Raw genomic sequence first — 21,214 nt, forward strand, 5'->3', positions numbered from 1 at the left:
TCATTAGTTTTCGCTCTAAGAATACCTCATTATACCATAAGGCGATTGGACATTATCCTTTGCCCATAAAAGCTTCATGTGAATTTCATATGGGTTAAAAATAGTCAATAAACCAAGTTACCGTTACATAAGATGGAGTATAAGATATAGATAAGACAACGTCAAAGCTGTCAAAGGTGGAAGCTTCATCATCGTCATCTGTTCGGTAGTAAACCGGAGGAGGGAGTGCCGTGAATAAGAGCGAGGAAGTGGAGTATTGCAACCTGGAGCTCCGGTTTGATCGCCGGCATATCCAGGACCTAATCAAAGAATTGATCCAAGATGGATATTCACTGTACTGGAGTGAGAATGATACGCAGTTTGTCATCTCGATCCGGACAGGGCGCAAGCTGGTCAAACTGAAGTTCCAGCGTACGGGCAGTGGATTCAAGCTGGTGGGGGATTATATGATCCGTGATCCGAAGCTTGCCGAATGGATGGAGAAATTAATCGAGAATACACGGGGCCATGCCGTTGTCAAAAGATTCAAGGACCGCCAAATCTTAATTGAGAATATATTGTTTGGTGAGGTAATCCGGCTTGTGGAAATTTCAGGATATCGCCAGAGGGTGTTGTTCCAGAAGGGTACCCCTATGACAGAACAGGAAATGATCCGATTGTTTGAGTCTGAGGTTGGCGAACAGCGCTTGCTTTTGTGCCGACTGGAGACCGATGATGAGCTGGAGAAGCTGCATGAAGCCATCCAGGCGGGGAATCAGGATAAAGTTATGGCATGCAAGGAAAGACTAAAGGAACTCACCTTGGAGCTGATGAGGCTGGAATGGTAATTCTAAACTCTATGAGATAAACGTTTATAGCACGAATAACACTCCGGATGATGAAGGAGTGTTTTCGCGCGCGTTCGGATTTTCGGGCAGGGGTTCACTTCTCAAATGAAAACCGTTAATATAAGATTATTGCAGACCAATCTCGGATAGGGATGGTCTGGTTTAAAAATATAATGGAGCAAAGGATGGAGAACCAGATGTCAAAACAACAAATCGGTGTCATTGGCCTTGCAGTAATGGGCAAGAACCTGGCCCTGAACATCGAAAGCAAAGGCTTCACCGTGTCCGTATATAACCGCTCTCCGCAAAAAACGGAAGATATGCTGAAGGAAACTGCTGGCAAGCAAGTTAAAGGGACTTTCTCGATTGAAGAATTCGTAGAATCTCTTGAAACTCCGCGTAAAATTCTGATCATGGTTCAAGCTGGACAAGCTACCGATGCTACGATTGAGCAACTGATTCCGCATCTGGACCAAGGCGATATTATTATTGATGGCGGCAATGCTTATTTCCCTGATACACAACGCCGCAGCAAAGAATTGGCCGAGCAAGGGTTTAACTTCATCGGTGCAGGTGTATCCGGTGGTGAAGAGGGCGCACTGAAAGGTCCTTCGATCATGCCGGGTGGACAAGAGAGTGCCTACAAACTGGTTGAACCTATTCTGACAGCCATTTCCGCTAAAATTAACGAGGAGCCTTGCTGTACATATATCGGACCAGACGGTGCCGGCCATTATGTAAAGATGGTTCATAACGGAATCGAATACGGGGATATGCAGCTTATTTGCGAAGCTTATCAACTGCTGAAAGACGTACTTGGTCTGGATGCAAAGGATCTTCATGGAATCTTCACGGAGTGGAACCAAGGCGAACTGGACAGCTATCTGATCGAGATTACCGCCGATATCTTCTCCAAGTATGATGAAGAGACAGGCAAACCGATGGTTGACGTTATTCTCGATACCGCTGGACAAAAAGGAACCGGGAAGTGGACAAGCCAGAGCTCCCTGGATCTGGGCGTGCCTCTGTCCATGATTACGGAATCCGTATTCTCCCGTTTCCTCTCCGCGATGAAAGACGAGCGCGTAGCGGCAAGCAAAATTCTGAACGGACCAAAGACAGCTGCATTCGATGGCGACAAAGCAGAGTTCATTGAGAACGTGCGCAAGGCGTTGTTTGCAAGCAAGATTGTATCGTATGCTCAAGGATTTGCGCAGCTTCGCGTGGCATCCGATGAATACGGATGGGATCTGCAATACGGCAACCTGGCTAAGATCTGGCGCGGTGGCTGCATTATCCGTTCCCGTTTCCTTCAGAACATTACCGATGCGTATGAGAACAACCCAGAGCTGAAGAACCTGCTGCTGGATCCATTCTTCACCGATATCATCGAGTCTTATCAAGATGCATGGCGCAAGGTTATTGCTTCGGCGGTTTCGCTTGGTATTCCGGTTCCTGGCTTCTCCAGCGCCCTGGCATACTACGACAGCTACCGCACGGCAAACCTGCCTGCGAATCTGTTGCAAGCACAGCGCGACTATTTCGGTGCCCACACGTTCAAACGCGTGGACAAGGAAGGCACGTTCCACTACAACTGGATGGAGTAATGCCATTTAAGACGGAGTGCGCCTAAGTGCTTCCTGCAGTTCCGGTAGTCCATGCATGGCGGCCAGCAGACAATTGCGAATGTCGTCATTTCTGGTATGGAAATGGTTGCCGCTGCCAAGCAATAGCAGCGCAGCCTCACAGTAGCTGCTCCAGTTAAGCAACACACGTGGCTTTGAAAGATCCTGCAGCGCGGGATCATTCAAAGCCACTTTTTGTGCACAAAATGCAGGACCCACATCACATCCTCCCGGCATATGGGGTAGGATGGGTCTATTATTCGCCGGATGCGGCTGGGCGCGGAGGAGAATCCGGAATCATGGAATGACACGGCTGTTAGTCACCCCTTTCTATTCGAATCTTGTATTCTTGTACATAGTATATGACTCTATGTCGCAAGATAGACTTCCCAGCCCCTAAATCTCGGATTAAGAGTCATTGCCGGGTGATTTCGGCCTGTGTTATGATATGATCAACCTTTACAGTGAGCAGCAAGAGGGGTGTGACCTTGGAGAATACGAATAGCAACATCATTCTGATCGGGATGATGGGGACGGGGAAGTCTACCGTTGGCCGGTTGGTTGCTGACGAACTGGGCTTCGAATTGATAGATCTCGACGCAGAGATTGAGAGAATGGAGAGCAGAACGATAGCTGACATGTTTGAGTCCGACGGAGAAGCCTATTTCCGGGATGCTGAAACCGCTACTCTGCATAGCGTATTGCTTCGTGAAGGCGTAGTTATCGCTACCGGAGGTGGAGCGGTACTGCGACATGAGAATTGCAGTGCGATGAAGGAGTCGGGCTTCGTTGTGGCCCTGGCTGCCGATGCGGAGTGCATTATCGAGCGGGTGCGTGGCGATGTGAATCGACCGCTGCTTGCCGGGGATCTCGAAGAGAGGGTAAAGCGCATCATGGCTGAGCGGAAGGACAAGTACGTATTCGCAGATGTCACCGTAGACACGGTGGGGCGTTCTGCGGACGAAGTGGCGACTCATATTTTAACGCATTACCGCGGCTAAGATAACAAGGAATAGAGGGAAGTCTAGCGAGGTGCAGGCTATAATAATAAAAAAAAGGCGGGGGATATCGCTGCTCCCACACCTTTTGCTTGCCTGCTGCATTTCTAGGCTTCATCTTCTCGCCACTGCAGCATGCCGCCCTTCATATTGATTACATTGTTTAATCCCTGGTGATTCAGAAACTCGCATACGTGCTGGCTGCGGCCGCCGCTGCGACATATGAATACAACATCTTCGCTACGGGGGATTTCATCGAGACGGTTCGGAATTTCACCCATGGGAATGTGCTTGGCACCGCTAATCATGCCTGTAGCTACTTCATCATCCTCGCGGACGTCAATCATGTAGATGTTTTCGCCGTTTTGAAGACGGCTTCGAAGCTCAGAAGTTTCTAATTGCGGAACGGGTTTCATAGATTGACCTCTTTTCTATAATTCAAGTTCATATCAACTATGATAACCAAGCGGAGTTTTCCCTGTCAATTTCCCGCAAGTAATGAATGGGGGCTAACTTTCGCATCTTATATCATGAAGGAGAGATACATACAATGGATGTAATCGTCAGACCAACGCCTACATTGAATGGAGAGATCGGGGCGCTGTCCTCGAAGAACTATACGACTCGTTATTTGCTGGTGGCCGCGCTTGCGAAAGGCACTAGCACCATCTATTACCCAGCACATAGCGAAGATAGCGACGCGATGAGACGCTGTATCCAGGATTTGGGCGCGGTTCTCGAAGAAGATGAGGAGAAAGCGGTTATTACCGGTTTTGGCAATTCGCCGCGCGATGTAAAAGAACTGAATGTAGGGAATGCCGGTGCCGTGCTCCGTTTCCTTATGGGAATAGCGGCGCTGTCTGAGGAAGTGACTTTCGTGAATACCTATCCGGAATCTTTAGGCAAGCGCCCGCACGATGATCTCATTGAGGCGCTGGGGCAGCTAGGCGTAACGGTGGAACACAATCAAGGCAAGCTGCCGATTACGATTCGCGGCGGCAGTCCCAAGGGCGGAAAGCTGACTGTTTCCGGCGAAGTTAGCTCGCAGTATTTAAGTGCGCTTCTATTCCTGACGCCCCTACTGGCTGAAGACAGCGAAATAACGGTGACCGGGGACCTCAAGTCAAAGGTCGTTATCGGACAGACGCTGGAGGTGCTGGAACAGGCAGGGATCGTGATTGAAGCAGCGGAGGATTATATGTTTTTCCGTGTTCCCGGAGGGCAAGCCTACCAGGCCAAGACGTATACCGTGCAAGGAGATTATCCGGGTTCGGCAGCCGTACTGGCCGCCGCCGCTGTATCGGAATCCGATATTACGATCCGTAATCTCTCCGAGGATAGCAAGCAAGGGGAACGAGCCATTATCGATGTGCTTCGGATGATGGAAGTTCCGCTCACCCATGAGAACGGGAACGTACGGGTGAAGGGGAATCGGAAGCTAAAGGCGCTTGAATTCGATGGCGATGCGGCTACGGACGCGGTACTGGCCATGGTAGCGGCAGCTGTATTTGCCAACGGAACGTCGCGATTCTACAATGTCGAGAATCTCCGCTATAAGGAATGCGACCGCATTACGGATTATTTAACCGAACTACGTAAGGCAGGGGCTAACGTCGAGGAACGACAGGCTGAGATTATCGTGCATGGCCGCCCAGAGGGCGTTGAAGGCGGGGTCGAGATCAACGCCCATTATGATCATCGTGTCATCATGGCACTGACGGTGGTGGGACTTCGGTCTGCGCAACCGATCCGTATTCAAGATGCACATCACGTAGCCAAGTCGTACCCGCAATACTTTGATCATCTGGCAGCGCTTGGCGCTGATGTAGAGTGGGTAAAATAAAAGCATACGTGTGCATTAGCCAACTATAATGTTTGAAAGGCGGGGTTCAGTATGGCATTTGAAAATCCAGCACGTGAGGAAATCGCGGAAATTTTGCGAAATGCGGGCAATATCGCCGTCGTCGGTCTGTCTGATCGTCCAGATCGTACCTCGCACATGGTCGCAGCAGCCATGCAGCAGCGAGGCTACCGGATTATTCCGGTAAACCCTGTGGTATCCGGGGATATTCTGGGGGAGAAGTGTTATTCCTCGTTGAAGGATATACCTGAACCCGTGCAGATCGTGAACGTGTTCAGACGAAGCGAGCATTGTGCAGAGATTGCACAGGAAGCAGCCGATATCGGGGCGAAGGTGCTCTGGCTTCAGCAAGGGATCGTCAACGAAGAGGCGGCTGCAATCGCGGAGCGAAGCGGCATGATCGCCATCATGGACCGCTGCATCAAGGTTGAAGATTCCATCGCCCTGGGAGGCGGACGTTAATCCGTTCTCCCGCAGATGGCAATAAGGCGCGTTATGATACGGCAGGTTTCGTGAATGAAGGAAAGATGAACTGGTACACCAGTCCTCGTCATCCACCATTCGTGAAGCTTGCCGTTTTTCGTTGAAGCAGCGCTAATCCTTTTGACAAAATCAGGCTCAAGATATACCATCAAGGATAGAAAGGAGGCTCGCCTTGAATTGGTTGGGATCATTACAGCAACTGGGCAGAGCGGTTATGCTCCCTACGATGGCGCTTCCTGCGGCAGCTCTCCTGCTTAGCGTGGGCAGTTTGCCATGGTCGGCGTGGGGGATGGGTACTTTAGGAGAGATCGCCCAAGCAGCCGGACATGGCGTATTCTATTATATGCCCTATCTATTCGCGATCGGTGTGGCCTGGGGGCTGTCCAATCAGGGCGGCCCGGCTGGACTCGCGGCACTGGCGGGCATGTTCATATACGATCAGGTCATTTCCCGTGTGGGTGATGGCAGCATACATCCTTCCACCTTGATCGGAATCATTTTTGGTGTGATGTCCGGATATGTATACAACCGCTTTAAACATATTAAACTTCCGGAGGCGATCCAGTTTTTTGGTGGCTCCCGGTTTGTTCTGCTGTTTATGGGGCTGTTTTCCACCATATTTGCCTGGATGATGCTGAGGCTGGCGCCTTTTGTACAGAGTGGCTTGGACTCGTTCTACGAGTTGACCGTACATATGGGCGCTTTCGGTTTGTTTTTGTACGGTATTCTGTACCGGGTACTTACTGCGTTCGGACTTCACCATTTATTGAATAACCTATATTGGTTTCAGCTCGGTTCTTATGAAACCGAGGACGGTACCATCGTCCAGGGAGATTTGCCACGATTCTTTGCCGGCGACCCCACTGCGGGTGACTTCATGGCCGGGTTATTCCCGATTATGATGTTTGCTTTGCCGGCGATTGCGTTTGCCATCATTCAAGAGGCTCGGGAAGATTTGAAGCCGAAGGTGAAGAAGACGTTTATGCGCTCTGCGCTCGTCTGCTTCTTAACGGGGGTATCCGAGCAGATCGAGTTTGCGTTTTTGTTTGCATCGCCTTATCTGTATGTTCTTCACGCGCTCATGGCTGGATTCGCATGGTGCTTACCTATACATTTAATATTCATCACGGTTTTTCCTACTCGGCGGGCTTTATTGATTACGTGCTCAACTATCATTTATCCCAGAATGCCTGGATGATCATACCGATTGGAATCGTATACGGACTTGTGTATTACTTTCTGTTCCGATGGGCCATTCGAAGGTTTGGCATACCGACACCCGGGCGCGAGGAAGGCTCGGCGCTGGAAGGGCGCGCGGGAGATATTCCTTATCAGGCTCCGCTTATTCTGGAGGCGCTTGGAGGCAAGGAAAATATCGTGCTCGTTCAGTCTTGCATGACGCGTCTGCGACTCACGGTCAAGGAAGACCGCCAGATTGATTCGGATGCATTGAAATTGCTCGGATCGGCAGGGATCATTAAGCTGGGCGGCGGTAATGTACAGGTTGTGTTCGGCACGTACTCCGAGCTGATCCGGGAGGAAATCAACAAGCTGATGCAGCAGGATTTGCCGCGCGTATTGTTCAGTGCTCCCGTGCAGGGGCGTATGCTCCCGATCGATGAGGTGCCTGATGATATTTTTGCAGCCAAACTGGTAGGCAACGGCGTAGCGTTCATTCCGGAAAAAGGTGAGCTCGTATCACCGGTGTATGGCACGGTCATGCATATTTATCCAACGATGCACGCCATTGGGATATCGACACCGGAAGGGCTTGAGGTGTTGATCCATATCGGGATTGATACTTCGCAGCTGAAGGGGCCGTTTACGGCTGTCGTGAAGGAAGGGGATACCGTTGAACCGGGGCAACTGTTGGTTAGGTTTGATCTGGCGTATCTAAAGACACATGCCGCATCGCTAGCCACACCGATGGTCATCACCAATCCTGATAAGGTAAGGTCCTGGAGTTATGCTCCATTCAAGTCCGTAAAGAGAGGGCAGTCATCTGTCATGTCCGTCGTATTAAACGAGAGTAATGCTGGGGGTAGAGAATCATGATACAAGGCATTGGCGCAGCAATAGGCATAGCTATCGGGAAGGCTTTCGTACTGCCGCACTGGGAGCTGGACTTACCAGACTCCCAGATGGACGCTGTCGATTTGGCCAGAGAGTTCGAGCGTTTATATGAAGGCATACGAACCTCCAAGAACGAAATCGAGTTTATCAAGAACGAATTCAAAGAGATGGTTGGGCCGGAAGAGTCACAGATATTCGACGCCCATCTGGCTATACTCGAGGATCCTGTGTTTATGAATGAAATACAGGGCATCATTGAGCGGCAGTATAAGGCCGCCGAGGTAGCGGTTAAAGAGGCGATCGATCATTTTGTGTCCATGTTCGACTTGTTGGATGACGAATATATGAAGGAGCGGGCGCTGGATATCAAGGATGTCGGCAACCGGCTGCTTAAGCATCTGTTGGGCGCACCGGAGGTCAAGCTACCAGCAGATACACAGCCGTATATTCTGGTAGCCAAAGAGCTGTCGCCTTCGCAACTTGTTCATCTTAATCCTTCTCACGTTCTTGGCATCTTGACGATGACTGGAGGCAAGACTTCTCACTCGGCGATTATGGCACGCGCGCTGGGAATCCCCCTCGTAACGGGCATTGAGAATAAACTGGATAAGCCGATTCAGACCGGCGAGTTATTAATTGTAGATGGCGATGAGGGCTTAGTGTATCTGGAACCGGAAGCACTCATTGTGGAGCGATATGAAGGCATACGAGACCAACAGCGCAAGAAGAAAGAGCAGCTGCAACTTCTGGCGGCCGTCGAAGCGGTAACGAAGGACGGAACGTACTTTAATCTGGCCGCCAATTTGAACTCCGTGAAGGAGCTTGACATTGCGCTGCGAAACGGGGCACAGGGAGTCGGGTTGTTCCGTACTGAATTCCTGTATATGGATCGTCATGATTTTCCGACGGAGGATGAACAGTATGAAGTATATAGATATGTAGCAGAGAACGCGGACCAAGCACCTGTGGTCATCCGAACGCTTGATATCGGCGGCGACAAGCAGCTTGATTACTTCTCATTACCGGAAGAGGAGAACCCCTTCCTGGGCTATCGGGCGATCCGGATTAGTCTAGATCGAACTGAGTTGTTCCAGACGCAGCTTACCGCCATTCTAAGAGCAAGCGCTTATGGAAACGTTAAGATTATGTATCCGATGATTTCCTCGGTTGAGGAAGTGAAGCAGGCTAATGTGATATTGCGGCGTGCGATGGCTGATATGGAGCAGCGCGGACTCCCTTATGACGCCCATATTCAGGTAGGCATCATGATCGAGGTACCTGCTGCTGTCACGATTGCCGATCTGTTAGCCGAGGAATCGGATTTCTTCAGTATCGGTACGAACGATCTCGTGCAGTACGTGCTGGCGGTGGATCGGATGAATGAACAAATTGCCCATATGTACCATCCGTTTCATCCAGCGGTGTTGCGCATGCTTCGTTCTACTGTCGAAGCCGCGCATGCGGCGGGGATACCGGTCAGTGTCTGTGGTGAAATGGCGGGAGATGAACGTGCGATTCCGCTATGGCTGCAGCTTGGCGTACATGATCTGAGCATGTCACCTCAATCGGTGCTGCGTGTGAAGCACCGGATCTTGAACACCAACGCGGTTGAAGCTAAAGAGGAAGCGGCCGCCTGCTTTACGCTTCGCACCAGTTCTGCAGTCGAGGAGCGGCTTAGCGCTTTTGCGGAACGCAGCAGTTATATCAAAGGCAACAACGGTACGGATAGCACGGCGTCTTAGTTCTTCATGACAACAGCCGCTTATCTGCCTGCGATCCATCGCATGCAGATAAGCGGCTGTTTGTGGTCAGTAACTTCAGTTCTTCTTGGCGAGCGCATCACAGAATGCTTGGCCATACGGCGGCAGATCAGGTGGACGGCGCGCCGATATGATGTGGCCATCGGTGACGACTGCTTCATCTTTCCAGGTCGCGCCTGCATTCTCCATGTCATCGCGAATGCCTGGTGTAGAGGTGACGGTAACGCCATTCAGGATTTTGGCAGATATGAGCACCCAGCCGGCATGACAGATCTGTCCGATCGGCTTCTGGTCTGCATGCATTTCTTGTATAAGCTGCAGTACCTTGTCGTAACGGCGGAGCTTGTCCGGCGCCCAACCCCCGGGTACGAGAATACCGTCATAATCCTGACTATCGAGTTCATCGAACGCGTATTCAGCTTGGGCAGGGACACCGTATTTGCCGATGTAAGTTTTTCCTTTCTCATAACCGGCGAGGTGAACTTCAGCTCCCTCCTCTCGTACTCTATATACTGGGTACCATAGCTCTAAATCCTCAAATTCCTCGTCTACTAGCGCGATTATCTTTTTTCCTGCAAGTCTCAATTGGATCGGCTCCTTTGCACTAAGTTGCAACTATTGTATCAGAAACAGAGTCTACCTTCACGTCAGTGGAGAGAGGGGAATTTATTATGGTAAATAAAGCTTCATCACAAATTAGCAGGATTCTTTGGTATGATAGTCGAATAGAACTATTTTAGTTGACAAATTTGTGACAAATGATAGGTACGAGATTATGGAAACAGGATTTGAGGTGGGCGTTGTGTTGAAGACCTGCAATTGCGGACAACGAATGAAGTTGGAATTACGGAAGCTGATTCATGAGAGAAGAACCCGAATATGCCATGTTCCTGTCTATGCTTGTCAGAACTGCAAGCGACATGAACTGTTGCCGCTGATTAAAGCGGACCTGGTTCGTTACCTGACATCGCTTAGCGACCAGGAGTCGAGCAAGATTCGCGTCTCTTTTGCAGACGTCAATGAGCCTGCTCATGTGCTTCGGGAAGTGTTTCGTACATACGCTGATGAATCAGCAGATGATTTTCAGGTACGCTGTAAGGAAGCCTTTGATGAGCGAATCAACATGCTTTTGGACTTATTTCGGTATGCTCAGACGATGAAAGATGCGGATTGGATGAAGCAAATCGAAGGAAGGCTGGAGCAGGTTAGTACACTAAAAACAGTCCTTCCTGAAAATTCAAGCAATTTTGCGAGATGATTTTCAGAAAATTTTCTTGGCAGTTGGATTTTTCACGCACTTTTTGTTAGGATAGGAGATAAGGACTTCAATACAGTATAGGAATGTATATCCTGCTCCAGCGTTGACAAAACTGATTACTAACACGAGCATCTGCAGGTTCTCTTGATTTCATCATTCCTATATTGCGACCGAAGTGCTGAATGTTTACGTGAACGGCACGTCTTGCCGTGTCATTGCACTAAGCAGTAATTTGTCGTATCATAAATTCAATTGGTATTGATCGAATGAAAATCTATTGGCAATGGAGAGAAGGAATTTGACGGTAACCATTTACGATGTTGCGCGCGAAGCAGGCGTTTCCATGGCGACAGTGTCCCGGGTAGTCAACAACAACCCGAACGTTAAGCTCAAACCCGGAAAAAAGTATACGAAGCGATTGAACGTTTAGGATATCGTCCGAATGCGGTAGCCAGAGGTCTGGCCAGCAAGAAGACAACGACCGTCGGCGTTGTTATCCCTGATATTTCGAACTCGATCTTTGCGGAGATTGCTCGCGGAATTGAGGATATCGCTAATATGTACCACTATAATATAATCTTGTGTAATGCCGACAAGCGGAAAGAGAAGGAGATCCGTGTCATCAATACGTTGCTTGAGAAGCAAGTGGATGGTCTATTGTTCATGGGCGGAACGGTAACGGACGAGCATATCCAGGCGTTCCAGACTTCCGCAGTGCCGATCGTTCTGTGTGCGACTCGGGATGAGAAGGGGTCATACCCTTCCGTAGACATTGATCATGAACAAGCGGCTTACGACGCTGTAAGCACTCTAGTTCGACATGGACATCGCGAAATTGCGATGATCAGCGGTACGTTGCAGGATCCTGCTAACGGTTATGCCCGATTCCAAGGTACAAGAAGGCGTTGGAGGCTGCGGGTATCGAGTATCAAGAAGATCTGGTGCGAATCGGCAACTACCGGTATGAGTCCGGTGTCGAAGCGATGAAGTATTTCCTTGGACTGAAGAAGAAGCCGACGGCGATCTTTGCAGCAACCGATGAGATGGCGATTGGCGCCATTCATAGCATCCAGGACGAAGGATATAAAGTGCCTGATGATTTCTCGATTATCAGTGTGGATAATATCCGGATGGCTTCGATGGTCCGTCCTCAGCTGACGACGGTCGCACAGCCGATGTATGATCTTGGAGCCGTAGCTATGCGTCTGTTGACCAAGCTGATGAAGAAGGAGAATGTGGACAATCCTCGCGTTATTTTGCCACATGAAACGATCCTTCGCTTATCCGTCAGTCATGTAAACGAATAAGATGGATTGAAATGCTTCTGAGTGTGACGCCATATGACGATGAAAGCTCCTGTTTTCTAGGGGCTTTTTTTCTGGTGAGAATATGGGAGCATATGATGGACTAGGGGGAATTCAATTGACAACACAGAGGATCGGTCTAATTGGGGCAATGGATGAAGAGGTCAAGCTGTTACTGGATCAACTGGAGAACAAGGAGATTTCGGTAAAAGCTGGGGTTACCTATGCTTCGGGATTGATTCACGGCAAGCCCGTCGTAGTATGCAAGAGCGGAGTAGGCAAGGTGAATGCTGCCGTCACGACCCAGGTATTGATTGATACTTACGGCGTTACCGAAATATTGTTTACTGGTGTGGCCGGTGCGCTGCATCCGGAGCTGAACATTGGGGACATCGTTATCTCCTCCTCTTGCATGCAGCACGATATGGATGTGACACCGCTCGGGTTCTCCCGCGGCATGATTCCTTATCAGGCGGTCTCGGATTTTCCAGCGCAACCCTCATTGGTTCAGCTTGCTGAAGAGGCGTGCACGGCACAGTCGGTGGAACGCTACCTTGTGGGCAGAGTGTTATCCGGTGATCAATTCATAGCAAGCCGGGAGACGGTTACGACGTTGTTTGAAGAGCTGGACGGTGTATGTGCGGAGATGGAAGGTTCCGCGGTCGCTCAGGTCTGCTACATGAATCAGGTGCCGTACGTGGTGATCCGATCGATGTCCGATAAAGCGGACGGATCGGCGCATGTGAACTTTCCGGAATTTACGGTAAAGGCATCTAAACGCTCGTATGAAATCGTGAATTACATGGTAAGCAAGCTTTAAAAATGTGCACAAATGAGGGTGTCCCCAACTAAACCATAGCATATTGGCCCTGGTGGTTTGGGGGACACCCTCTTGTTTTTCGTCTTCACTCTGGCTCGGAGCAGGAATCAACGTAATTTTCGGTTCCCAGTACGCTTTCCTACTCGACCCATTCCGCAAAACTTGTCCGTGATGCGTAAAAAGGATGCGTATATGCAGGTTTTTTCATCGAAACCCATCCTTTCAGCGGTAAAAGATGCATATATGCAGGTTTTAATCACCCGTTCGTCCAACTTGCCTTGACTTGTACTAAAAGCCAGCACATTTGCAGGCTTTTAGTAAATATCGCCTTTTAGGCTCACTAATTCCTGCACATTTGCAGGAATTTCTTTTAACAGTGATCTATCGGGGTTACCCCGACGCTTCGCACGCGAAGAGTCTGATTAACCACGAGAAAAAGGGGCTGTCTGGCAAGATTAAAGATCTGTTGGGACAACCCCATTGATTACTGGAAATCTATTAATACATAAACCGCTGCCGGAAGCGGAGGCGGTCGAACTGCTCCTGGGAGGAGAGCGGTACCTGGCGGCCGATTCGCACCATGAGACAGTTTGCTGGATGTGAGCAGATCTCCGGATCATCGGTAGCATACCATTCCATGTCTACCACCTTCATCAGCCGCTCCATCATTTTGCGATAATCCCATACGTTCAAGCCGCTGCCTTTCAGGTCCCAGTGCCAGTAGTATTCGGTTGTAAAAACGATATAATTCTCCATCTGCTCAAACTCAAAAGCGGTCTTGATCATACGTTGTCCAAGTCCGAGCGAACGGTAATCCGTGGCGACTTCAATCGCACCGAGCTCAATCAAATCTTCCATATTCCCTTCCGACCAGCGTTCCTGCTCGTCAGGGTAGTGAAATGTAACGTAGCCCACAATCGTCTCGCGGTCACGCACGATAATAATTCTGCCTTCAGGCAGGCCTGCAATTTCCACCAAGGCTTCATGCTGCTCGCTAGGTCTGCGAAACGCCTTCAGATCTGGATGCATGGTGAGTTTGGATAGTTGTTCGGGAGGTACAGGTCCTTCGATGTTCAGGCGGCGGTATTCAGGGAACAAAACATGAGACTGGTATACCTTGCAGTGTTCCATCCGTTACGCTCCTTTCAAGTCCATACCCTACTTATAGCAAAAAAATAAAAAAATGAAAAGCAATGACAGGCAATCCAGAGCTATGATATAATCGTTTCGACATAAAACCTTCACAATTGTGACTTAAACGATATGTTTCCTTGCGAATCCATAGGGTTAAATACTCGGTGACTGTAACGTTCGTGATAACCCACCGCAATGTGTAAAATGGTACGTTTCATTCAATCATTTTGTAAGCGCTGTCCACAAATAGTAGACCGATTTGAGAATGAGGAGGATGTTATCATGAATCAAACGCATAGCGAAATATTGCCAAGTGAAGTTTCTCGCTCCAATCTGAGCAATTACGAGCAGGCACGCTCCGAGTTCTCATGGGAGGATATTGAGAAGCATTTTACATGGTATGAGACAGGGAAAGTGAACATGGCTTATGAAGCCATCGACCGGCACGTAGCAGAGGGTCGGGGAGATAAAGTGGCTCTCTTGTACAGTGATGCAAACCGGGAAGAATCGCTTACTTATGCCGAGTTGAAAGAGCAATCCGATAAATTCGGCAACGTACTTCGAAAGTATGGCGTCGGCAAAGGGGATCGAGTCTTTATTTTTATGCCTCGGGGGCCTGAGCTTTATGCAGGACTGCTGGGAACACTCAAGGTTGGAGCCGTTGTCGGTCCATTGTTTGAAGCATTTATGGAAACTGCGGTCAAGGATCGTCTGGAGGATAGCGGTGCTGTCGCTTTGATAACGACACCTGCACTTCTGCCTCGCGTTAAGCGTGACGAACTGCCTGAACTCAAGCATATTTTCGTTGTCGGAGAGCTTGAGCAGGAAGATCCGCAATTGGTAGATTATTTCAAAGAAATGGAAACTGCCTCGAATGATTTAGAGATCGAATGGCTGGAACGGGAAGACGGTCTGATTATGCACTATACTTCGGGTTCTACAGGTAAGCCAAAGGGTGTATATCATGTACAGAACGCCATGATTCAGCATTATTATACCGGTAAGGTTGTATTGGATTTAAGGGAAGACGATATCTATTGGTGTACAGCAGACCCTGGCTGGGTGACGGGTACGTCGTATGGCATATTTGCACCATGGCTTAATGGAGTAACGAACGTTATTCGCGGCGGCCGTTTCAGTCCGCAGGATTGGTACAGCACGCTTGTCAATAACAAGGTTACCGTATGGTACAGTGCGCCAACGGCATTCCGCATGCTGATGGGGGCCGGTTCGGAACTGATTGATCAGTTTGATTTGAGCCATGTACGCCACGTGTTATCTGTGGGCGAGCCACTTAACCCTGAGGTAGTACGATGGGGACATAAGGCATACAAACAGCGTATTCACGATACATGGTGGATGACCGAGACGGGTGGGCAGTTGATCTGCAACTATCCGGGCATGGCAATCAAGCCAGGCTCCATGGGTCGTCCGTTGCCAGGCATTACCGCTGCGATATTGGACGATCAAGGTCGCGAGGTCGCTCCATATACGATGGGCAACTTGGCGATTAAGACACCTTGGCCATCGATGATGCGCGGGATCTGGAATAACGAAGCGAAGTATGAGGAATACTTCCGTATTCCGGGCTGGTACATGTCAGGTGACTCTGCATATATGGACGAGGAAGGTTATTTCTGGTTCCAGGGCCGTATCGATGATGTCATTAACTCATCAGGTGAGCGGATCGGACCGTTTGAGGTTGAGAGCAAGCTCGTGGAGCACCCAGCTGTTGCTGAAGCAGGCGTCATCGGTAAACCGGATGTAACGAGAGGCGAGATCATTAAGGCTTTCATATCGTTGCGCGAAGGCTACACACCTTCTCAGGAGCTAAAGGATGAAATTTATCGCTTTGTGAAGGAAGGGTTATCTGACATGCCGCGCCTCGTGAAATTGAGTTTAAGGATAAGCTGCCTAAGACACGCTCGGGTAAAATCATGCGCCGCGTGCTGAAAGCGTGGGAGCTGGATCTTCCAACCGGCGATCTATCCACCATCGAGGATTAGTCCGTTATTTACTCATAATCTTTAATAAGGTCACAGACAGACTCGATCAGAGTTTGGCCTGTGACCTTATTAAATTTACTGAATACTCGAGATTGTTGGTAGGATACCATCATCATCGACTAGCTGTTTATGTTTATATGCAAGGTAGAACAAAGCGCCCGTTCCTGTCTCAGATCATGATCTGTGACAAGGAACGGGCGCTTTCATTTAGTTCTTCTCGAAGTAAGTCGTTGGTGATGCAGGGGATTCGCCTATCGCATTAACGGCTGTAATACGGAACGTACCGCTAATGGGGTTACCCGTGGTGTAATAAAATTCGGTGCTACGACTCGATCCGATGAGCTGGAAGTTACCATCATTATTCGGACTGATGTAGATATTGTAGATCATGACTTCCTCTGCTGGCGAATTGCCGTTCCAGCTTGCCCGGAAGCCTTCAGCTGTGGCAGCTAGTGTCGGTTGGCTAGGCGCTGTTGGTACGGCTGTTACCTCTTCCTGTCCAAGACCGACTTCGGGATCGGTATCGACTCCAGGTAATTCACCCAGACCATCTTCAGGTTCACCGCTATCGTCTGGCAGCTCTCCATTGTCTCCTGGCATTGGAAAGCCTGGTGCTCCGCTTCCTACAATAGCGCTAGGTTCAGATGTATTACCCGCAACATCCACGGCTACAACGTAGTAGGAGGTGAACAGGCTGTCTGCGCCAAGTCCGGTAAAGACGAGGTTATCGTCAACAAGAAGGACTTGACCATGATGTTGATAAGGGTTGCCATTAACGGATTTGAAGAGTCGGTACCCAACGACATCCGGGGAACCGCTGGCGTTAAAGCTGAGCGATCCACTGCCAATCGAATAATGCACGTTCTTCGGTGATGTTGGTGCTCTGCCATCGTCTGTTCTTGGATCCAGTTTGCTTGGCATTCCTTGCTTGGCATCCTGCGGCAGATATGCAGCCAGTGGCATCTTGTCGCCCTTCATGACTTTCAGCGCTTCCTCAAGCTCCAGAATCAGTTCATCAAGTGGTTTCTCACGCTTGATTACGATCTGTTCCCTTAACATATCCAGCGGCGTTGATTCATGTGGGATATAATTGACGCCTCGATAAGTAATATACTTGGCTTTCGCGATGCGTCATCGCTTTCAGTCGGTACAAACTTGGCGTTAAATATATCGGTGACGAATTTGTCCGTCAAGCCAGTCGGTATTTTGCCACTGTAGGCCGAGACGGTCTTGGAAGTAATGCCTTCGGGCTTCTCAAACGTCTTCGTCGGGAACAGTTCAGGCTTCACGTCCGTGATCTCGTTCATGATTCTGGCCCATATGCTCTGCGCATGCTTGCGCTGATCACCTTCGAGTGTGTGGATCATTTGCTTGTAACCTACCCATACGCCAAGTGTAACGTCTGGAGAATAACCCATGAACCACACATCCCCGTAGTTCTGGGTTGTACCCGTTTTACCCACAATTGGAATGTCGCCCATCTTGTTATATCGATCACGTACCGTGCTGCCCGTTCCGTTCGTAATAACGGTGCGGAGCATGTCGGTCATGAGATATGCGGTTTGCTCCGAGAATACTTGCTCAGGCTTGATCTCGTGCTTGTATACGATGTTGCCTTTGGAATCGACGATCTTCTCGATCATGAACGCATCTGCGAACTTACCCTGGTTACCGATGGCACTGTAGGCATTCGTAAGCTCCTCGACAGTAACTCCGTGAGAGAGGCCCCCAAGCACACCAGTTGCTGCGTTATAGTCGCCTTCTTCAAGTGTCGTGATGCCCAGCTTCTTGGAGAATTCCCAGGCACTCTCAATGCCGACATTGTTGTTGAACAGCTTCAAAGCGACGGTGTTCGTCGAGCGATTCAATGCTTCACGCGCCGTCATCAGTCCCTTGTAGCCCGAATAAGAGTTCTTAGGGATGTGGAAGCCTTTCTGATAGTCCTTCAGAATAATCGGTGCATCATCGACGACGCTAGCCGGTTGAATCGCACCGGAATCCATCGCCGGTAAGTACGCTGCGATTGGCTTCATGGCGGATCCAGGTTGTCGTTTCATTTGTGTGGCATAGTTCATCTGCTCATATTTAAAATCACGGCCCTCGATCATGCCGAGGATTGCCCCGGTCTTATTGTCGATCATCATGGCGGCCGTTTGTTCTTTGCCCTTGGATTCACTATCGGGATTGAAAATAGAGTCATCCTCTGCGATGGATCGCATCGAGCGGTAGACGGTGCGATCTATCGTGGTATAGACACGGTAACCGCCCGTGCTTAGCTGCGAGGCAGAATCTTCCGTGAGCTCCGATGCTGCTTGTTGCTTACCTTGTTCGGCTTCCTCGCTTAATTGCATCAGGATATTCGATGCCTGACGTTCGACTTCCATCATGAGGTACGGGTAAGTAACATAAGCCTTCTGCGTACGTGGCGCAAGTGAAGATTTAAGATCGAAGGCTTTGGCTTCATCATGTTCAGCCTGGCTAATCTTCCCCTCGTCGAGCATGGCAGTAAGCACGCGGTGCTGGCGATTAATAGCTCGATTGAACGCCTCCTCATTGAATTGTCCTTGCCCGTTAAAGGCCGAATAAGATGAAGGCAATTGCGGAAGACCGGCAAGATATGCCGCTTGAGCGATGTTGAGATCATTCAGATTGTTAATATTAAATATGCCTTTAGCAGCGGCTTTTATCCCGAATAATTGATATCCGCTGGAGCCGTTGCCGTAAGGAACTTTATTCAGGTAGGCGGTCAATATTTGTTCCTTGCTTAGAAACCGCTCCATCCGCATGGCGAGCAGCATTTCTTTTACTTTACGATTGTCGGTCTTATCGCGACTCAAAAAGGTCAATCTGGCCAGTTGTTGTGTCAGTGTACTGCCGCCCGTCTGTACCGGCTCATTCAACACCCGTTCCTTAACGGCACGTGCGGTACCCTTAATGTCAACGCCCTTATGTGTTTCAAACCGATTGTCTTCTATGGATATAACAGCATCCCTGATGAGTTTAGGGATTTCTTTGGATTCTACCGGCCGTCGGTCCTCTTCGGTTCGCAGCTGGCCGATCGGCGAGCCATCCCTGAAGTAGGCGAAGCCCGTAATGGCATTATCATTCATTGTGTTTTCGATGAGTGCTCTGGATCTCACAGGCTCATCTTCCACAATTGAGGTGACGTAGCCAGCTACAGCGCCTCCAGCGAACAACACACCCATTAGACCTATCACAAAGAGCCATCCGATGATGGATCCCATAATCCGCAGAAAGGACCGTTTGCGACGCGGTTTTTTCTGCTTCTTAGGCTCCTGTTTTTTCTCCTCAACCATGAATGTTTACTCCTCCTTTTAACGCACCTATTATAGCATAAATCGAAGGTTTTGAATCATGTACGCTTATATAGGTTGTCCTTTTTTGAGGAAGATTGACTTTTTTAGGGAACGTATGTTATAAATAATGCAAATTTCAAATCGGCAAAAAGCGTTGAAGGATATCAGTAGAAGGTGGAACTTTCATTTCCAGAGAGTCGGTGGGTGGTGCGAACCGATAATGATCCCCTTTGAATTACCGTCCTGAGCTGACTGGAGGAAATTAGAGCTATGCCATTTATAGCTGCTGGAGTAGTCCGGTTCCGGGATGACGATCCCGTTATGGCAATGAAGTGAAAGTCCGCTTCTTGGTAAGGCGGGCTTTAATTAGGGTGGTAACGCGAGCGCTCCTTCTCGTCCCTTGTGGATGAGAAGGGGCTTTTTTTGCATTGCTGAAACGATGAGGAGGAACTGAACATGAGGTGGGAAGATTTAACGAGCAGCCAGCAACAGGAAGTCGAGCATCAGATGGAAGTGATTTCACGCGGTGCCGTAGAGATGGTGCCCGCAGACGAATTGAAGCAGAAGGTCATGAATGCAGTCGTGTCCGGCAAGCCGCTTGGCGTGAAGCTTGGGCTGGATCCAACGGCACCCGATCTACATGTTGGTCATACCGTCGTGCTGCAGAAGTTGCGTCAGTTCCAGGAATTGGGACATCGCGTGCAGCTTATCATCGGTGACTTTACCGGCCGAATTGGAGACCCGACAGGTAAGTCTGAGACGCGCAAGCAGTTGTCGGAAGAGGACGTGAAGCATAATGCGCAGACGTATAAGCGACAAATCTACAAGTTGCTGGATCCTGAGAAGACCGAAGTGTATTTTAACTCGGAATGCTCGCGCCGATGACATTTGCGGAGGTGATTCATCTGTCTGCCAAAGTGACGGTGGCCCGGATGCTGGAGCGCGATGATTTCACAAAACGCTATCATGGGGGGCTTCCGATCAGCATTCACGAGTTCTTCTATCCGTTGATGCAGGGTATGGATTCGGTTGCGCTTAACACCGACGTTGAGCTTGGCGGGACTGATCAGAAATTCAACTTGTTAATGGGGAGGACGCTGCAAAAGGAATATGGCAAAGCAGCTCAGGTGATCATGACGATGCCGCTGATTGAAGGATTGGACGGCGTACAAAAGATGAGTAAAAGCCTGGGCAACTACATCGGGATCGATGAGGAGCCTAACAACATTTATGGCAAAGCGATGTCAGTGCCTGACGAGCTCATGTTGAAATATTTGGAACTTGCGACGGATATGGCGGATCACGAGTGCGTAGAGTTGAAAGACGGGCTTATCCAAGGACGCATCCATCCTCGCGACGCCAAAATGAGACTGGCTCATACCTTGACTCGTATGTATCACGGACTGGAGGCTGCAGATGCAGCGCAGCAGCATTTTGTCACGGTATTTCAGCAGCGCACCCTTCCGGGCGATATCAAGGATTTCATTCTCCCTGGCGAAGAATTGGAGAACGGCAAGATTCAAATCATCAAGCTCCTGACGCTGCTGGGTTTCGCCGCCTCTAACGCAGAGGCTAGACGGAGCATCCAGCAGAACGCAGTAAGGTGGAATGGAGAAAAAATAATCGAAATCGATAGCGACATGACTCCTCAGACTGGTGACATCATTCAAATGGGGAAACGTAAGTTTGCGCGATTAAGGCTTTCTTCGGGGCACACGCACGATGTTTAAGTAATAAAAAAACCTGAA

Annotated in this window: 12 protein-coding genes, 5 pseudogenes and 1 other annotated feature; of the genes and pseudogenes, 12 read left to right on the forward strand and 5 right to left on the reverse strand. The window is 49.5% G+C overall.

What is annotated here, in order from left to right; genetic code table 11:
* Nucleotides 1–230 precede the first annotated feature (230 nt).
* Together JCM10914_RS01640 and gndA are read left to right on the forward strand one after the other, a co-directional pair.
* Nucleotides 231–827, forward strand: coding sequence for a hypothetical protein (locus JCM10914_RS01640; protein ID WP_023956629.1), 597 nt, complete (start codon nt 231–233; stop codon nt 825–827).
* 197 nt (nt 828–1,024) lie between these two features.
* Nucleotides 1,025–2,434 carry an NADP-dependent phosphogluconate dehydrogenase gene (gene gndA / locus JCM10914_RS01645; RefSeq protein ID WP_197286818.1) on the forward strand — a complete coding sequence of 470 codons (1,410 nt, stop codon included), beginning with the start codon at nt 1,025–1,027 and terminating at the stop codon, nt 2,432–2,434.
* 6 nt (nt 2,435–2,440) lie between these two features.
* Here the strand turns inward: gndA and JCM10914_RS01650 are convergent, their stop codons facing one another.
* Entirely contained in the window at nt 2,441–2,671 is a 231-nt protein-coding gene (locus tag JCM10914_RS01650) for a hypothetical protein (RefSeq protein WP_023956632.1), read from the reverse strand.
* Nucleotides 2,672–2,940: 269 nt separating this feature from the next.
* Here JCM10914_RS01650 and JCM10914_RS01655 point away from each other — a divergent pair, with 269 nt between their 5' ends.
* Nucleotides 2,941–3,453 (forward strand): shikimate kinase, encoded by a 513-nt coding sequence (locus JCM10914_RS01655; protein WP_269433817.1) that lies wholly within the window; start codon nt 2,941–2,943, stop codon nt 3,451–3,453.
* A 104-nt stretch (nt 3,454–3,557) separates the two neighbouring features.
* Here the strand turns inward: JCM10914_RS01655 and JCM10914_RS01660 are convergent, their stop codons facing one another.
* Complete coding sequence (locus JCM10914_RS01660) at nt 3,558–3,866, reverse strand: rhodanese-like domain-containing protein (RefSeq protein WP_023956636.1); 309 nt, start codon at nt 3,864–3,866, stop codon at nt 3,558–3,560.
* Between the two features lie 134 nt (nt 3,867–4,000).
* Here JCM10914_RS01660 and aroA point away from each other — a divergent pair, with 134 nt between their 5' ends.
* The 4 genes and pseudogenes from aroA to ptsP all read left to right on the forward strand — a co-directional run bounded on the left by aroA (nt 4,001) and on the right by ptsP (nt 9,609).
* On the forward strand, nt 4,001–5,293 hold the full coding sequence (aroA, locus tag JCM10914_RS01665; protein ID WP_023956638.1) for a 3-phosphoshikimate 1-carboxyvinyltransferase: 1,293 nt from the start codon (nt 4,001–4,003) through the stop codon (nt 5,291–5,293).
* 51 nt (nt 5,294–5,344) lie between these two features.
* A complete protein-coding gene (locus JCM10914_RS01670) occupies nt 5,345–5,773 on the forward strand; it encodes a CoA-binding protein (protein WP_023956640.1) in 429 nt (142 codons plus the stop codon).
* 193 nt (nt 5,774–5,966) lie between these two features.
* A pseudogene (locus JCM10914_RS01675) lies at nt 5,967–7,849 on the forward strand (glucose PTS transporter subunit IIA).
* Nucleotides 7,846–9,609: a phosphoenolpyruvate--protein phosphotransferase gene (gene ptsP, locus JCM10914_RS01680; RefSeq protein ID WP_023956646.1), complete on the forward strand. Its 1,764-nt coding sequence runs from the start codon at nt 7,846–7,848 to the stop codon at nt 9,607–9,609. The pseudogene JCM10914_RS01675 and the gene ptsP overlap by 4 nt, the downstream one beginning before the upstream one ends.
* Nucleotides 9,610–9,684: 75 nt before the next feature.
* On the opposite strand, the gene JCM10914_RS01685 is transcribed toward ptsP, so the two are convergent.
* The gene (locus tag JCM10914_RS01685) at nt 9,685–10,212 is read right to left on the reverse strand and encodes a type 1 glutamine amidotransferase domain-containing protein (RefSeq protein ID WP_023956648.1); all 528 of its coding nucleotides are present in this window, start codon (nt 10,210–10,212) and stop codon (nt 9,685–9,687) included.
* 217 nt (nt 10,213–10,429) lie between these two features.
* Here JCM10914_RS01685 and JCM10914_RS01690 point away from each other — a divergent pair, with 217 nt between their 5' ends.
* The 3 genes and pseudogenes from JCM10914_RS01690 to JCM10914_RS01700 all read left to right on the forward strand — a co-directional run bounded on the left by JCM10914_RS01690 (nt 10,430) and on the right by JCM10914_RS01700 (nt 13,009).
* On the forward strand, nt 10,430–10,885 hold the full coding sequence (locus tag JCM10914_RS01690) for a hypothetical protein (protein WP_036716870.1): 456 nt from the start codon (nt 10,430–10,432) through the stop codon (nt 10,883–10,885).
* Between the two features lie 298 nt (nt 10,886–11,183).
* A pseudogene (gene ccpA / locus JCM10914_RS01695) lies at nt 11,184–12,192 on the forward strand (catabolite control protein A).
* 82 nt (nt 12,193–12,274) lie between these two features.
* Complete coding sequence (locus JCM10914_RS01700; RefSeq protein WP_023956657.1) at nt 12,275–13,009, forward strand: 5'-methylthioadenosine/adenosylhomocysteine nucleosidase; 735 nt, start codon at nt 12,275–12,277, stop codon at nt 13,007–13,009.
* 498 nt (nt 13,010–13,507) lie between these two features.
* Here the strand turns inward: JCM10914_RS01700 and JCM10914_RS01705 are convergent, their stop codons facing one another.
* Nucleotides 13,508–14,140 (reverse strand): GNAT family N-acetyltransferase, encoded by a 633-nt coding sequence (locus tag JCM10914_RS01705; RefSeq protein WP_023956659.1) that lies wholly within the window; start codon nt 14,138–14,140, stop codon nt 13,508–13,510.
* Nucleotides 14,141–14,425: 285 nt separating this feature from the next.
* Here JCM10914_RS01705 and acsA point away from each other — a divergent pair.
* Nucleotides 14,426–16,149, forward strand: a pseudogene (gene acsA / locus JCM10914_RS01710) (acetate--CoA ligase).
* Nucleotides 16,150–16,356: 207 nt separating this feature from the next.
* Here the strand turns inward: acsA and JCM10914_RS01715 are convergent.
* Nucleotides 16,357–19,466 (reverse strand): annotated as a pseudogene (locus JCM10914_RS01715) (transglycosylase domain-containing protein).
* A gap of 145 nt (nt 19,467–19,611) precedes the next feature.
* Nucleotides 19,612–19,870 (forward strand) — a binding site (T-box leader).
* Between the two features lie 52 nt (nt 19,871–19,922).
* Between JCM10914_RS01715 and tyrS the strand changes: the two are divergent.
* Nucleotides 19,923–21,196, forward strand: a pseudogene (tyrS, locus tag JCM10914_RS01720) (tyrosine--tRNA ligase).
* Nucleotides 21,197–21,214 lie beyond the last annotated feature (18 nt).

This window comes from Paenibacillus sp. JCM 10914, from assembly GCF_001315105.1.
Classification (GTDB): Bacteria; Bacillota; Bacilli; order Paenibacillales; family Paenibacillaceae; genus Paenibacillus_AQ.

What these genes read in the sequence shown, in the direction of transcription:
- JCM10914_RS01705 (WP_023956659.1), bottom strand. Translation starts at nt 14,140, where the DNA reads ATGGAACACTGCAAGGTATACCAGTCTCATGTTTTGTTCCCTGAATAC.
- JCM10914_RS01670 (WP_023956640.1), top strand. Translation starts at nt 5,345, where the DNA reads ATGGCATTTGAAAATCCAGCACGTGAGGAAATCGCGGAAATTTTGCGA.
- ptsP (WP_023956646.1), top strand. Translation starts at nt 7,846, where the DNA reads ATGATACAAGGCATTGGCGCAGCAATAGGCATAGCTATCGGGAAGGCT.
- aroA (WP_023956638.1), top strand. Translation starts at nt 4,001, where the DNA reads ATGGATGTAATCGTCAGACCAACGCCTACATTGAATGGAGAGATCGGG.
- JCM10914_RS01660 (WP_023956636.1), bottom strand. Translation starts at nt 3,866, where the DNA reads ATGAAACCCGTTCCGCAATTAGAAACTTCTGAGCTTCGAAGCCGTCTT.
- JCM10914_RS01700 (WP_023956657.1), top strand. Translation starts at nt 12,275, where the DNA reads ATGGGAGCATATGATGGACTAGGGGGAATTCAATTGACAACACAGAGG.
- gndA (WP_197286818.1), top strand. Translation starts at nt 1,025, where the DNA reads ATGTCAAAACAACAAATCGGTGTCATTGGCCTTGCAGTAATGGGCAAG.